General features: G+C 35.2%; 17 protein-coding genes. All 17 read right to left on the bottom strand.

What is annotated here, in order from left to right; all coding sequences use genetic code 11:
• Positions 1-68 precede the first annotated feature (68 nt).
• The 17 genes from AC0L3Q_RS22555 to AC0L3Q_RS22475 all read right to left on the bottom strand — a co-directional run bounded on the left by AC0L3Q_RS22555 (position 69) and on the right by AC0L3Q_RS22475 (position 13,926).
• Positions 69-512: a hypothetical protein gene (locus AC0L3Q_RS22555; protein WP_473283147.1), complete on the bottom strand. Its 444-nt coding sequence runs from the start codon at positions 510-512 to the stop codon at positions 69-71.
• A 103-nt stretch (positions 513-615) separates the two neighbouring features.
• Complete coding sequence (locus tag AC0L3Q_RS22550; RefSeq protein ID WP_473283145.1) at positions 616-1,176, bottom strand: GrpB family protein; 561 nt, start codon at positions 1,174-1,176, stop codon at positions 616-618.
• A gap of 119 nt (positions 1,177-1,295) precedes the next feature.
• The gene (locus AC0L3Q_RS22545; protein WP_473283143.1) at positions 1,296-1,664 is read right to left on the bottom strand and encodes a hypothetical protein; all 369 of its coding nucleotides are present in this window, start codon (positions 1,662-1,664) and stop codon (positions 1,296-1,298) included.
• Positions 1,665-1,743: 79 nt separating this feature from the next.
• Positions 1,744-2,304 (bottom strand): Crp/Fnr family transcriptional regulator, encoded by a 561-nt coding sequence (locus AC0L3Q_RS22540; RefSeq protein ID WP_473283142.1) that lies wholly within the window; start codon positions 2,302-2,304, stop codon positions 1,744-1,746.
• 16 nt (positions 2,305-2,320) lie between these two features.
• On the bottom strand, positions 2,321-3,187 hold the full coding sequence (locus tag AC0L3Q_RS22535) for an alpha/beta hydrolase family protein (protein ID WP_473283140.1): 867 nt from the start codon (positions 3,185-3,187) through the stop codon (positions 2,321-2,323).
• Between the two features lie 148 nt (positions 3,188-3,335).
• Positions 3,336-6,530, bottom strand: coding sequence for an AsmA family protein (locus AC0L3Q_RS22530; protein WP_473283138.1), 3,195 nt, complete (start codon positions 6,528-6,530; stop codon positions 3,336-3,338).
• 129 nt (positions 6,531-6,659) lie between these two features.
• A complete protein-coding gene (locus AC0L3Q_RS22525; RefSeq protein ID WP_473283136.1) occupies positions 6,660-6,887 on the bottom strand; it encodes a hypothetical protein in 228 nt (75 codons plus the stop codon).
• 110 nt (positions 6,888-6,997) lie between these two features.
• Positions 6,998-7,483, bottom strand: coding sequence for a response regulator transcription factor (locus AC0L3Q_RS22520; protein ID WP_473283135.1), 486 nt, complete (start codon positions 7,481-7,483; stop codon positions 6,998-7,000).
• The gene (locus AC0L3Q_RS22515) at positions 7,477-7,860 is read right to left on the bottom strand and encodes a hypothetical protein (RefSeq protein WP_473283133.1); all 384 of its coding nucleotides are present in this window, start codon (positions 7,858-7,860) and stop codon (positions 7,477-7,479) included. Before AC0L3Q_RS22515 ends, AC0L3Q_RS22520 begins: the two co-directional genes overlap by 7 nt.
• A 55-nt stretch (positions 7,861-7,915) precedes the next feature.
• Positions 7,916-8,551 (bottom strand): hypothetical protein, encoded by a 636-nt coding sequence (locus AC0L3Q_RS22510; RefSeq protein WP_473283131.1) that lies wholly within the window; start codon positions 8,549-8,551, stop codon positions 7,916-7,918.
• Entirely contained in the window at positions 8,548-9,060 is a 513-nt protein-coding gene (locus tag AC0L3Q_RS22505) for a hypothetical protein (RefSeq protein WP_473283129.1), read from the bottom strand. Before AC0L3Q_RS22505 ends, AC0L3Q_RS22510 begins: the two co-directional genes overlap by 4 nt.
• 43 nt (positions 9,061-9,103) lie before the next feature.
• Complete coding sequence (locus AC0L3Q_RS22500; protein ID WP_473283128.1) at positions 9,104-9,577, bottom strand: hypothetical protein; 474 nt, start codon at positions 9,575-9,577, stop codon at positions 9,104-9,106.
• Positions 9,578-9,707: 130 nt separating this feature from the next.
• Positions 9,708-10,253 carry a hypothetical protein gene (locus tag AC0L3Q_RS22495; RefSeq protein ID WP_473283126.1) on the bottom strand — a complete coding sequence of 182 codons (546 nt, stop codon included), beginning with the start codon at positions 10,251-10,253 and terminating at the stop codon, positions 9,708-9,710.
• An 83-nt stretch (positions 10,254-10,336) separates the two neighbouring features.
• Positions 10,337-11,551, bottom strand: coding sequence for a serine hydrolase domain-containing protein (locus AC0L3Q_RS22490; protein ID WP_473283124.1), 1,215 nt, complete (start codon positions 11,549-11,551; stop codon positions 10,337-10,339).
• 39 nt (positions 11,552-11,590) lie between these two features.
• Positions 11,591-12,142 carry a pyridoxamine 5'-phosphate oxidase family protein gene (locus AC0L3Q_RS22485; protein ID WP_473283122.1) on the bottom strand — a complete coding sequence of 184 codons (552 nt, stop codon included), beginning with the start codon at positions 12,140-12,142 and terminating at the stop codon, positions 11,591-11,593.
• Between the two features lie 66 nt (positions 12,143-12,208).
• The gene (locus AC0L3Q_RS22480; protein ID WP_473283120.1) at positions 12,209-12,982 is read right to left on the bottom strand and encodes a hypothetical protein; all 774 of its coding nucleotides are present in this window, start codon (positions 12,980-12,982) and stop codon (positions 12,209-12,211) included.
• A 185-nt stretch (positions 12,983-13,167) separates the two neighbouring features.
• Positions 13,168-13,926 carry an NADase-type glycan-binding domain-containing protein gene (locus tag AC0L3Q_RS22475; RefSeq protein WP_473283118.1) on the bottom strand — a complete coding sequence of 253 codons (759 nt, stop codon included), beginning with the start codon at positions 13,924-13,926 and terminating at the stop codon, positions 13,168-13,170.
• Positions 13,927-13,957: the final 31 nt, after the last annotated feature.

Here is a 13,957-nt window from a genome sequence, read left to right as displayed (position 1 = left end):
AGATAGGGAAATCGTTACGAATTCCATTTCTTGTACAAGGCTCATAGCCCGTGTGCTAATCTTTATTTTTACGTTCCTAAGGAATTGCTGGTCAGATACTCCCAAATCGTTTTCAAAATGGATTTTCCTTTCTCATGATTTGGATCAGATAGCCAAAACCCACAAACATTGCAAATCGCTTGATCGGTATAGGTTGCACGTCCAGCTAGACCATCTAGTGTTGCAATCTCATCTGCATATCCAATTTTACCTGCTGTGTCGGTCCATTCTACCTGATCTTTTCTGATTTTGTCAGAATAACATCTAGGGCATCTTTCTTTTTCGTCATCTAATGTTGCATGTCGATGTTCAGCAATTAGCTGTTCCATTTTGGATTCGGTTAGATTTCTTTCTGTCAAATATGCTTGTATTTCCAACTGAGTTGCTTTCATATACGTCAGCAATTTGAATTTGGCAAAATATGCCAATTCATAATCGTCTAACTCAGTCAGGAAATTTCGTACTCTACTCATTTTGGAATTGCAACTAATGTTTAATACATAGGTATCGTAAGAAGATAAAATGTTACCTATTTCCTGGCTTGATTGTTATTACCAAAGATTTTTTCTTCACTGGTTACAATCTTTTTTCGTGTGTTTGTTTTTCCTTTTTAATGATGAGATCTATGAATTCATTTACATAACGCTCCTTCAATTCGGCATAGATGGTTTTATTTTGATCGGCTTTTTCTGCAAGTTCATACTTGATCTCTTGATATTTCAATCTTGCCCACTCATTTTTTCTTAGATAATTTCTGGACAAAATATGTCGTTCTAAGGCTTTGCTGTTTGCAGGGCAAACATAAAGATGGTGTGTTATATTATCCAGAACTTCATTTTTGAACGCTCCTGTTCGTTTAAAAACCTCACGCTGTTCAATGCCTTGGTTCCTGTTATGGTAATATCCAATTTTAAGTAATCCTGCCTTTATTTTCTCAAATTCTGATTCAAGCTCATAGATGATATCCATATCGATGATATCTTTTGCATCCAAATTAGGAACCGAGGTACTCCCCACATGTTCTATATGATATGCCAACCCGCTTAAGCCCTTTGCAATTTCATTTTTTAAATCGGTAAAATTTGTAATCCACTCGGGAGTATATTTTTTGATCAACATATTTTTGGAATGATACATAACAAGTTTTGGATAGATGCGATTTAACTTCTGGTCTGCCAAGATAATTAAATAAACAAAATAGCGGTTTGATCATAAACTCAAACCGCTATTGCATTTGTAATTGATCAGCAATGGTTCTATGCTTTCATTTGCTCATACACTTTTCGCCATTTGGAGGCATCGTAAATCAAAATGGACTCTTGAATGATGCCCTTTTCCAATCGAAACCATTCTGAAGCAAGATTACTTTCCAAACCTGGGATAGAGGATTGAAATTCGTAATACGTAGCTACCCAATCTTCATTTTGGGCAGTACTGATCAGTTTTACACCTGTTAATACTTTACCCATTTCAGTAGCTAATGCGATAAATTCGGTTTTATCATTAAGCGCTACCATAGGGTTTTTGAATCGATAATGATCTGCCAGTAAAGCCAAAGATTCATGAATACGTTGAGGGTCATTGAAGCCGTTTAAGAATTGGATTACAATTTCTTGATTTGTCATAGTTTTCTTTTTTTGTCATTGATATGATGACAAAGTTCTAAAACGTCTTCAAGCTAGATCTTGGTAAAAACCAAGATTTCTAGATGTTGATTGAGTTGATTAATTTGCTGAAATTGGTAGGGTCTATTCGCAAGTAAGAGGAGATATCTTTTTGAGGAACCATATTGAGCAAATGAGGACTTCTTTGTGCAAAATTTCTAAAACGAGTCTCCACATTAAAAGCCATTAATTCATGATGTCGTTCAATGATTCCCAGTAAAAAAGATTCGGTAATTTTTCTGAAGAGTGTCTCCAATTCTCTATGCTTTTGTATCCATTCGGCATGTTTGGCAAAAGGTATGCGCAGCAACTCGCTATCTGTAATAGTTTCCAGGTAGTATTTTGAAGGCGTTTGTGTGAGAAAAGATTCGACAACACCACTAAAGGAAGGTGCATATGCAAAAAACATCACATGCTGTTTGCCATCATTTAAGTAATATGATTTTTGAATCCCCTCTTCTACAAAATACAGGTATCGTTCCGTTTTTCCGGATTCGCTGATGATCGTCTTTTTGGGTACAGTACATGCCGACCAATTAGAGATATACGACTCCAGAATGGGTTCATTTACTTCGTAAAATGAGGATAGATATTTTTTCAAAATTGATAATGGATTTTTATTCTTTATCTCGCATTTTTTTAATCTTCAAAACCTTTTGTTGTATCCAATGAATAGAAATATCAACCGGTTCTGTCGTATCTGCAAAAGCAGTATTGTGCCCCAATGTTGGGAAAAGTGCATATTCAAACGGTTTGCCTTGCGCTTTAAAGGTGTTTAAATGTTCCATACCCATTTTTACAGGGATTTGAATGTCTTTTTCGCCAAATAACCATAATCCCGGAATTGAAAGTTTGCTCAACATGTCTTTTGGATCCGTAGCAGTAAATTGATATTGATCGGGATCATTTTTGATATGATAACGTGCATCTTTTTCGGTATGATTTTCCCAAAAATTGGTTCTTCCATTGGTATAAAACTGAAATCTCAGTTGTTCGAGTGTGGTAATGGTAGGGCAACTAAATAACACCATGAATTCAATCAGTGGGTTATTGTGGGCAGCAATGGGGATGATCCACCCTGCCTGACTAAAACCTACCAAACCTATTGGTACATTGTTGTGATGTTGATGAATGATTTGCGCAGCGGCGTTTGCATCTTTTGCTAATAGCGTTAAATTATCTGTACTGATATTGTTAGTGCCCACTTCGGGACCCGCATACACTCCACCAGATGCTCCAACTCCACGTTTATCATAAGTGAGGACCAACAAGTTGTTTTTGGCTAATAACTCAGCAAACTGAGGCATTCGGGGAACACGATCAGAGCCGTGTACAATCACTACAGCAGCATCAGGTTGTTTGGGAGCATATAAGGTGCCTGCCAGGGTAACTCCTTCACTCTCGAAGGTCACTTCTGTTGTCGTGATCGAATCTGATGATTGTGCTACTGCTTGATGAAGAAAAGAAAGTAATAGAAGAAACATTATAAAAAAGATAGGAGACCCCTTACGTTTCCTAACTGTCTTGTTATCGATCTCAATGCAATTTCTTTTATTCATATAAAGTGATTCTTTTCAGATTTTTTGTTGGATAGACAACATCAAAATATTTGCTCGGGGGCAATGAAAAATGTTACTTTTCTTTTTTCTTTCCTAAGGATACCTTGTAGTCATCTATATTCCCTTTAATCTTGAGGTTGAGGTATTTTATTTTTTCGTTGGGATCTACTTCGACAATCTCATCTTCTTGCCCGGTACTGATGGAATCATTTTTCTTGTTTCCGAATAATTTTTGCCAGGCGGCTTTGCGTACTGTTTTCCAGGGAATACGTAAATAATAATCGATATTTTGATTGTTGTCATGAGTGCCAGATAATTCCATATGACCCAAAGTGGACTCGATGGTCATCGCAGGAATGGTAATCTTTCCTTTCTTGATATCCAAGCTGTTTTGCAAGGTGTCAAACCGAATGTTCTGCAGATTTCGATCTCCCATATAGTCTGAAAGTGCTAGCATAGGGTCGTAATTTTTTAATCTTCCGTTCAATACTTTTACATCCATTTCTAAGGTAGATTGATCCAGATCTGGTACCATATCTGGGTATACTCTGATTTTTCCTTTGATTCTGGAGGTGAGTTTCCCTTGTAAATTTTCTGAAACGAGATGATCTTGTCCAAAATTCTCGAATTTGAATAGTAATTTATCCAAATCCACATTGTTCATCACCAAATCCGGCTGCATGTAGATATGTTTAGGATCACTACCGTTAAAATATCCATTTAATCGAATATTTCCTCCCGCTGCATCCATATGTAAAGTATCAATATAGATGTAATGATCTGGAGTAGTTCTTAAATCTGCTTTGATATTTTGGAGATCTATTCGATGATAAATAAAATGAGCAATATCTGCTTTAAATTGCATATCTGTAAATGGCAATTCGTATAAGTTGAAGGCCTCTGCATGTTCTTTTACATCTGCAGTTTTTGAAGCCACAGCCGCTGTAGATTTTGGTGGATTTAAATCGAAATTAAACAGGGCATCAAAGTCGATATAATTTGCTTTTAACTCGAAGTAATTGTCCCTTTTCTTTATTTGTGGGTCTTTCCCAAGGTAATAGTTCAACGCAAAATTGAAATTGGTGGCTCCTATTTCCCCATGAAAATCTTTGATCACCAGATGTTCGTCTTCGTAATGGATGTTTCCCCTAAAGTCGTGAAAGCGCAAAGGGTGTAATTTCATTTTTGTATCTAGTTTGTCTAGAGCCAAGTCGATAGAATGTAATGCAGAGTCTTTATAATGCATACTGGATGCAAAATGCAATGCCAATTCATCAAAAGCTTCATGTCGGTATTCTTTGGGGACGTAATTTTCTCCTTTATACGAAAAGACATCCTCTAGTCTTAGTTTCTTAGAAGTGAGGTTGATATCCAAATCTACATCTCCGTTCAATTCGGGTTGCATCCAAAACGCGTAATCATGGATGAGCCCGTCGAAATGAAAATCACTATCGTCTATATAACCCGTAAAGTCCACAATTTTCAAATCTTTGTTATCGATTAATACATCAGCATGAAAATCATGCAGATTATGCGGATAATGTTTCAGGTCTGCATATAAACTATCGATAAAAAATTCCCCTTTGGGTAAGTATTCAGATTCTGTAAAATCTTTGGCAGAAGCTTTAAAAGAAAGTCCCAAACTAAGGTCTTTTATTTGTTCATCGACACCGGTTTGCGTCGAATCCTGTTTTGAGAAACCAGTTAATTCTGCAATATCAAGGTTTTTAGAAGCTATATCCAAATGAGTTTCTACTGGGATTGCAGTATGATGCACTATTGCAGGTAAGTCCGAAAGAAAACCACTTATGGATAGATCCGAATTTCCCATCAACATTTCAAACTGATTCAAGGTGGCTTCTTTGCCGTTCATTACCAAATTGATATTCAAATTGTGAAGGGGAGCAGGAAGATCTTCAGAAATTAAACTTAAGTCTTTTACAATCAATTCTGTAAAGTATGCTTGATTGAGTTGTTGCAATGCCTTTTCGGGATGGTCAATATCGATAATATCATGAAAATTCATTTTCAACGATACTTCTCCTGATGCTTCCTGTACTTGCTCTAGTTCAAAAAACTCAGCAATAAAATCCAGGTTGAAATTCGAATTGATTTTCATATCCACTTCTGGGGACTCAAAATTCTTTACCAAAATAGACCCTTCAAACTCTCCTTTTTCCAGAGATGCCGTCATATCGGTTAGCGAGAATTCCATGGTACTGGCATCTCTATTGACACCATTGGTAAAATGACCGTTGAAGCCCATATGATCTATCTTTTTTGCTCTTTGAGTATTTTCCAAATAGGCTTTTCCAGCTCCAAAATTAGCATTGATAAAAGGTCGGTTCCCTTTGTTGGCAGGCCCTTGGATAGTAGCATTAAAATAGATCTCACCAGCATTTCTATATTTTTCCAAAACAGGGATTACATCTGTAGGAGCAAAGGCAATAAGCATATCAAAGTTAGGCTTGGTACCTTTTATAGAAAGGTCGAGGTCTACATCATTTTTGGTGTCGATAGATCCCTCTAACTCAAAATCCCCATTTTCCATGGCAATACCAGAGGGTTGTATGTCGAGAATACCGGTAGATTCATTAAATACAACATCGGTATGCACTTCAAAGTGTTTATTATGGATAAAAGTGGTATCCCCATCTTTGATCACATTTAATTCAAAATGAGTGTCAATATGCCCCGCAATGATGCTGTCTTTTTGACTAAAACCACCTGTACCGGCATACATGAATTTTTCAACATCTGTGTTGGTGGCTTCATCCAGGGTATGGATATCCAGGTTTTTAAATTTTATTTTTTTAAGATGAATATTGGTAGAAGGAGTTTCTGTTTCTGAGGTACTTGCCAAAGAGTTCTGAATATTTGTGGTGTTGTTTTCGTGAATAACAAGATTTAATACTCCCTCTTCTATAATTAAAGATTGAATGTCGTAGTTTCCTTTTACAATATCGATGAGGTTAAAACCAATGTAGATGTCTTTTACATCCATGATAACAGGTGCATTGTCTGCTTTAGTTTCAAAAATGCCAACATCATAAACCTTGATAGAGACATACGGAAAATTGCCAAAAAGAGATAATTCACTTTCACCAACACGAATAAGACCTTGATGTTCCTGGTTGAGCTTTGCGATCTCTCCTTTAATGATTTCGGATTGGTTGCTCTGGATATATAGCATTAGCCCTCCCACTACTATTATGGGGATCAGGAGTAGTGCTAATAAAATTCGTTTCCAGAATTTTTTAATTTTCAAAGTAGGTGTATTTAGGGTTACAACAGGAGTTAAACTTTAAAAATAACGAATTCGTATGAAAAAAACCTTATTAAGGGCCTTATTTAGCATTTGGATCCACCAAGCTTAAGTAGTTATAAAAACAAATAACTACAGTCGTTTACTTTTCAAACTTGGTTTTGCACCATTCTTAGTGCGTTTTTGTGTTGATTCTTTTTGAAACAAATACAATGCGATACAGGTCAATGAAGTACAAAGTAATGTTACAGGGACCTCAATGAGATCTGACCATAACCAACGTATCTCATTTTCATCTCCACTAAAAGGAAGACACAAGATGATTAGAAACATGGAAACGTATAATAAACTGCTTTTCATATACATATAGTTTTGATTAAAATTGTTGTCGGCAATTTCATGAGATGTGTCTATATGAACAAGTTATACGGGGTTGATAAAAGGTTGATTTTATACCCTGAGATAAAATTTTAGGTTTTTAATCTTGATTTTAATTCATTCCTGCTTTTAATGTTTAGCTTCTTGTATATCTGATTAATATGTGATTTCAGCGTGCTTTGTTCGATAAATAGTTCGGAAATTATTTCTTTATTGGTCTTTCCGGAAAGAATTAAATTATAAACTTCTCGCTGCCTCCCCGTTAATTCATGTAGAAGTACCTCAATTTCTTCACTTTTAGTTTTGGACTGATTCCTTATTTGATCCGAAAGCGTTTCGATTTTTCTTTTGGTTATCTGAATATAGATGATCACTAAGAATGAGCTTATTACTACCATCAAGAAAATGAGGAAAGGATAATCGCGTAAGACTAATTTAACTTCCCCCTCACTAGATCGTATCGAAACAGCTATAGAAGATATTACAATAGCAATTACAAGTAAGTATTTTTGATATTTTGATAGGATACTTTTTAATTTCATCACTTTTGTTCCAATGGTGAATAGTTTTTCTAGCACATCCAGAATTTCATTTTTTCAAAGTCGATGACCCTAGGCCCGTCTGAACATCCACCAACTTCCTCTGCATTAATATCGTTTTCGTCTGTAGTTATTATCCATACTCCAGATTTATGTTGTAATAACTTACCTTCATCTAAGATTTCACCTTTTTTTGTGAGTGTCAATTGTCCATCACCTTCATAAATGACTTTTATCGTTCCTTTATTAATAATTACTGTTACTTTTTCTCCCATTGATTTGCCTCCCCACTCTGCAAATGCAATATCATATCGATACTTTCCATCAGAGGGTAGATGATTTGATTTTGAATCTTGAGCAAAACTTACCTTCAAAAAGAATAGAGTCAGTAATAAAGTCGTGATTATAGGTTTCATGTTTTATTTAATTACTTGTAACGTATATATCATATTGGTTGCAGTATATACTTTTTCACGGATATTGAAATCCAAATCTAAATTCGTTCAAATAGCCGTTCTTAAATTTATAATCTGCATAATAAATTGGCATGTTGTATTTTTTTAAAAACTCAGAATTTTCAAAGTCATCAATCTGGTAATGAAAGATGGTTGTTTTACCATTGATTATAGTATCTGGTTCTCCTTTTATGGATCTAAATTCTCCCATAGTCATACCGAGTTTTATCCCATTTTCGGTAATGAACTCTTTTTCTTTGAACACTCGAGCATTTCTGTCTTTGCGAGTAAGATAACTCACTTCGAATTCTGAAAATTCTTTTTTTACTCTGCCAGGGTGGAAATAAAAAGTTAATTGTTGTTTTGAATCCCTTGAAATGACATTTGAGTAAGGAATTACTTCATCCGCAAGTTTCTCCATCACATTTTCTCCAAGATAAGTGTCCACATTTTCAGAATTGATCAGGCTTATTTGCCCTATAGCGGTATCCGGTTTGAATCTGGGTTTGAGAGTATCCGGTTGTTCAAAATATCCATCATGCACATATTTCTCAGGATTTGGAACCAACTCTCTTTTTCCTCCCTGTTTTGTCCTATTGGTACAGCTTGTTACCAGTACAAGTCCTGTAAGAATTGTCAAAATGTAGTTCATGCTCTTTTTTTATAATATCCCTTTTTACCGATGGCTATGGTCCAAAAGTATTTACCTTCGTCGGAGTCGGAAATGATTTCTTTGGTTTCGTCTAATTCAGGAATTACCTGCCTCCAAACGGCTAAGTCAATTAATGGGTACACATAAGAATATGGGATTTCTTTTTCCTCTTTATCAAACTTCGCATTGGTTGTATCCGTAATTTGTTTGATCAGTTTTTGAGCAGGAGTTTTGAAAACTTCAATTCCATTTAAATACACCTCTATGTGTTTCGCATTTTTACCGGAAAACTCTATAAAGTCGACTGCATTATTTTCGTCAAAAGTTATTTGAATCTCATTGTCAAAATAGCCGTCTTTGGCAGGTGCAGGTATTGAAAGTTCGCCATAATCAATGACTGTTTTTTCTGAAGAATATTGAGGAGCACCTAGAATTAAATGCACCTCCTTTCGGGTTGATCCAAAATTAATATTTCCAGCTCCGACATGAGGTTTTAAATCAAATTTCATTTTTAATGTATTCAAGAATAACTTTTATAAATCATAGAATATTCTAGTTGCTTTGTAGCGTATTGTTATCTTTTCTCCAATTCAAAAATCTTATTATCATATGCCAGAATCCATAATAATCCGCGCCTTTATTTAGCCAGATATTAAATGATCTTCCATCTAAAGTGTTTATTGTTAATATTTCATATTCAAATTTTCGAATCATTCTATTGGGCTGAATTTCCTTCGCTCTTTTGTGTTCGGATTCTGGAACACTAAAAAATGTCAATTCGCCGATAGGAAGAAAATGCAATTGATCATCTTGCCAGCATATTTCCTTGGTTCCGATAATGACCCAATTTCCATTGGGATGTCCATACTTTACGATGGGGTAACCAAAATTTCGGCCTTCTATTATTTTTTCAAAATCATTTTTAAATGCTACGGGCAAATCATCGTACAGCATCGAATGATCTGAAGGCACTCCATAGCGAAGTGCTTTGTCAGAAATGCTATTCTTGATTTCTTGGTCAGTCATTTAATTACTAATAACTTTTAAAATTTGAATCTGTAAAACTTCTAAAGTGGAAGTTCCGCTTGAGTGCCAAAGTAACAAAACTGCAAGGGATTTAGCTACAATGAATTAATATCTTATTCTGTTGTGTTTTTTATGCATTTAATGGGATAAAGGTCATTTTTTTATCCTCCCAAATTTCTTTAGCTTTTTTCTCCCAATGATTTCCGAAATTTTGAACGAGAAATTTCTTTAATTCGTTAGCGTTGTCTGAGTATTGATGCACCAAAAACCCAATTTGGGCGTAGTACTGATCATCATTTGTAATCTGCTTTAAAATCAGCTTCCGGAAATTGTTGTCATCAATAAAAGAGAACAATAACTTTGCTCCAATATTTTCAAATTCTGAGATTACTAAATCATTCAAAAGATTGTAGTTTTCTAGATTAAATTCTGTTTGTAAACCAAAGAAATTAGTGCCGGATTCATCTCCTACGATTACTATTCTATCCCCGGACCAATACCCAGATCGGAATTTTAAGATGGTTGTGTTCATATCGAAATTGGCTAACAAAAGTCTACCAATCACATAAGAATGTATCCCATTCATCATAGCTCCTAATTTCAATCCATCATTAAAAACATCTGGCGGAAAAAATTCCTTTTTGTCAAGATTCACTATTTTATAATATTGGCTCATATCTTTCTGATTACTTTTAAAGATAAATACATGGATATCTAAATTTCATCTGCAAAAAATCCATTGGCTTTTGTTGAGTACCCTTATCTCATCTTTTCGGCAATTCTCATTAAATCCCAGTCACTACTATAATGTTGTAATGAATTTCCACAATGTACAATAATGATTTCTTTATCAGGGATGACGTAAATGTTTTGCCCTAGATTTCCGTTGGCAAAAAATTGAAAAGTACCATCACAATTGGCGTTTCCCCACCATTGATAAGAATAATAGGTGTGTTTGCATCCGCGACCTAACCAATCAGGATAATTGTCGCGAGAAATCGTGGTGTCTTCTCGAGTTGATTGTATTACCCAATCCTTCGAAATGATTTGATTGCCATTCCAATCTCCCATTTTTAGGAAAAGCCGACCAAATCGTGCATAATCTATTGCTCTTGCAATTAGCCTACTGGGCATGTATTCAAAACCAGAATCTTTACTGTCTATAGAAAACAAGGCATTGTACTCCATAATTTGTGACCATAGCTTTTCTTCCAGATATTTGGACACCGTTTTTTCTGTGGCTCGTTCTATAATTAGACCCAGATAACTTGTATTATAGTTGTTGTACTCAAATGTTTTACCAGGTTCGGACTCAATGTCTAGCTTTTTGAGCAGTAACTTCCTAACATTGGGATGGTAGTATCCAACAGCTTCATCATGCCAGGGAGAATGAATGTTTGTTCCCGGGAGATAGCTTGTGTTGTATTCGAGTCCAGAACGCATTTCGAGCAGGTTTCTAATGGTAATTTTTTCAAAACGAGGATCTCGTTGGATTAATTCTGGAATATACTGGGTCATCGGGTCATCAACACTTTGTATTAAACCATCATCAATAGCAGCTCCTATTAAAAAAGAAATAAATGATTTTGCTACCGATTGAGAATGGAAATAAGAATCTCTAGAGAATCCATTGAAGTATTTTTCATAAAGTATGGTATCTTTTCGAATAAAAATTAGTGCCGTAGTTTGCGACTTTTCTACCCATTCATCAAAGCTTGTAAAGCCTGATTGTTTAACTCTACCATCGAATAAAGACTCTACGTAAGTTTCTTCATATTTTTCTTCAAAACTGTCGAAGTTTTTAGCGCCTTTGATGACTCTGTTTTCAAAGTTTTTATAGTCATAGACATCGGCTACATGCATTGTTATAAGTCGATACACATACGTTGGAGAATGTGTAATTGATAAAAATACCAATACCAACACAATCAGAGTTAGTGGGGTGAATAAAGCTACTTTAACTACTTTTTTCATTTGTGATTTTTCTCTTTTTTAACGCTTCCTATTGTTCATTTAGCTTTTAATCGTCAAAAATTTTGGTTTCAAAACCATCGATACTTGTTGTGTTTTTGTCTCTCCAGTAGTCTTCGATTTTGTCCCTCCCTTTTTTTCTGCCCAAGAATTTAAAGTTGTTCGTTCTTGTTTAAAATCCATAAATGGTACAGCAAAGCCACAAGAAGTTTGGACCAGATCCACTTCCATTTCTATAATTTGTCTGGCCCCTACATTTTCTGGGAACAAGTTGGAATATTGATGAAATTGAGGATCTCTTTTATGATACATGTGTGCTATCCCATATAACCTTAAAATCAAAGGTTTTCCTTCAAAAGCACAAAACATGATAGTCATTCTATTGTTGATTCTTACATGTGCAGCAGTTTCATTTCCACTACCCGTTAAATTCAACCAAACTATTTTGTTTTTATCAATAACCCTAAAAGAATCTGTTCCTTTTGGAGACACATTGACTCTTCCATTGGTTGCTGCAGTGCCCACAAAAAAGATTTTCTGATTTTCTATAAAACTTTTTAGTTCAGGAGTAATAAAATCCAATTTCTTTCCCATATACTTAATTAGAATAACCCAGTTTAGTGTAAAATACGGTTTGATGCATTCTTACACGGTTTGTGATTAGTTTTTATATCCAGTAGTGAATAGATTTCGAGCACCCCGTATCCCGCATTTTTGATATTTATTATACGCTTGAGCGGCCCTCTCATCTATTTGTTGACCATTTTCGTTGTTTATCCAACCATCAATCGCTGCTTTTAATGTGTATGCTTCTGGAGCCATCAAATGCGTAGTCCATAAAATAGGATTGGCATTTGCTTTTCTTATTTCTGGAGAGAAATAGTTTCTGCTAAAACATGCCAAGATAATGACGTCTTTTTTCTTTTCGGTCGTTTTGTTATAGGTGATATTTACTTCAAAATCCATCAGCCCGTCATGTCCTACGTAGGCTATTAAATCAGCACCTCCTCCAAAATTGAGTTCCAAGTTGTTTTCTTTTATTGTAAATCCATTTTGTGCATTTGAAGCTTTTAAAAAGTCTTCGATACAGGTTTTTATTTTTTCTCCATCATAGGCATCTGCAAGCAGGTATATATCTTCGGTAGAATGCTTAAACATCAACCTGTCTAAGATTAGAGGGTTAGAAGGTTTTGATTGTCTTACGAGTTTCCAATTTTTAGTTTTTAATTTAAAGAAAGATTTGACTCCGTAGCCAGCTCCCCAATACAAATTCAATTTTGGGTCTTTGCCATTTCCGATTTTTTCAGGTACTGGTACAATACCTTGAAATTCATTATCGCATAACGCTACAAAAACATGGATTGTTCTGGTTTCTGCATGGGTCTTGACAAAAAGACCAAAAAAGAATACTAGAATGGTTAAATTTCTTATCATATGATTTTAAGGGTTAATTGCCATGTATAGGGTAGTGCTTGTTATCAGAATATATATCCTTTCCCTTATTGTTAAAGAAATGAATGCGGGTGAATTTCTAATGTCTACGCAAAAAGCACCTACATACATTTGTTGAGTAAAAGAATTCTGTAGCCAGTTCTGATACTCGGTGTCAGTAAATGCATTTAATGCACATCAAGCCCACCGAAGTATATTTCTGTTATTGCCGTATCTTCATATTTTTCCCCTTTGTAAACTTCTAGAATTTCAAATTTGAGAGTGAACCTATTTTGTTGTTTTAATTTTTCAACATCTTTTCTGTCTGAATGTCCAATGGGATCTACCTCAATGTATTGCTCGGCATACATGTCTTTCAGGTTAACAATTGCATAGGGGGTATCATTGAGATAGAGCTTGATTTTTTTAACTCTCGAGTTATTTTTCCAGGCTTTTTTACTTTTTACATATCCATTTACCAAGATTATTTTGGTCAATCTTGGATGAGTTGGTTCGAAGCTGTATTCAATATACTCGCCAATACCATAACCGTCAACCCCCTCAACCCATGCTGTTTTAAAACTAAAATCCCTTAGGTTATTCGATTCGTAATTGTTGTTTCCCTGCGAGGATAATTGAGATGAGGTAGTAACTTGATATGCTCCTGCACCGCAATACCAACTGCATCCTCCTCCAATTACGTCCCACATACTGTCATAAACTTCGCCATACTTTTGAAGTATTGAATGTTCGTTTTCGGTTAGTTGGTCCCAAGATCTTGTGTTTTCTTCAAGATCCTTCATCGCTTTATCTCGAATTGCCCATTCTTTTTGGACTTCGGGTCCAAAATCTAATTTTCTAGAAACTTTGGTGTCTATCGTTTTTAGTTCTTGAGCAAAAATGTTTCCCCAAAGAAGAACTAAAATTAGATGACTTACTATTTTCATATTCCTTACTGTTTGCCAACGTTATTACTGG

It is taken from the genome of Aquimarina sp. KJ22-3, assembly GCF_055808215.1.
This window is presented reverse-complemented; position numbering and strand designations above follow the sequence as displayed.

Coding starts and splice junctions, on each gene's coding strand:
- AC0L3Q_RS22555 (WP_473283147.1), bottom strand. CDS start 512: ATGAGTAGAGTACGAAATTTCCTGACTGAGTTAGACGATTATGAATTG.
- AC0L3Q_RS22550 (WP_473283145.1), bottom strand. CDS start 1,176: ATGTATCATTCCAAAAATATGTTGATCAAAAAATATACTCCCGAGTGG.
- AC0L3Q_RS22545 (WP_473283143.1), bottom strand. CDS start 1,664: ATGACAAATCAAGAAATTGTAATCCAATTCTTAAACGGCTTCAATGAC.
- AC0L3Q_RS22535 (WP_473283140.1), bottom strand. CDS start 3,187: ATGTTTCTTCTATTACTTTCTTTTCTTCATCAAGCAGTAGCACAATCA.
- AC0L3Q_RS22525 (WP_473283136.1), bottom strand. CDS start 6,887: ATGAAAAGCAGTTTATTATACGTTTCCATGTTTCTAATCATCTTGTGT.
- AC0L3Q_RS22515 (WP_473283133.1), bottom strand. CDS start 7,860: ATGAAACCTATAATCACGACTTTATTACTGACTCTATTCTTTTTGAAG.
- AC0L3Q_RS22510 (WP_473283131.1), bottom strand. CDS start 8,551: ATGAACTACATTTTGACAATTCTTACAGGACTTGTACTGGTAACAAGC.
- AC0L3Q_RS22505 (WP_473283129.1), bottom strand. CDS start 9,060: ATGAAATTTGATTTAAAACCTCATGTCGGAGCTGGAAATATTAATTTT.
- AC0L3Q_RS22500 (WP_473283128.1), bottom strand. CDS start 9,577: ATGACTGACCAAGAAATCAAGAATAGCATTTCTGACAAAGCACTTCGC.
- AC0L3Q_RS22495 (WP_473283126.1), bottom strand. CDS start 10,253: ATGAGCCAATATTATAAAATAGTGAATCTTGACAAAAAGGAATTTTTT.
- AC0L3Q_RS22490 (WP_473283124.1), bottom strand. CDS start 11,551: ATGAAAAAAGTAGTTAAAGTAGCTTTATTCACCCCACTAACTCTGATT.
- AC0L3Q_RS22485 (WP_473283122.1), bottom strand. CDS start 12,142: ATGGGAAAGAAATTGGATTTTATTACTCCTGAACTAAAAAGTTTTATA.
- AC0L3Q_RS22480 (WP_473283120.1), bottom strand. CDS start 12,982: ATGATAAGAAATTTAACCATTCTAGTATTCTTTTTTGGTCTTTTTGTC.
- AC0L3Q_RS22475 (WP_473283118.1), bottom strand. CDS start 13,926: ATGAAAATAGTAAGTCATCTAATTTTAGTTCTTCTTTGGGGAAACATT.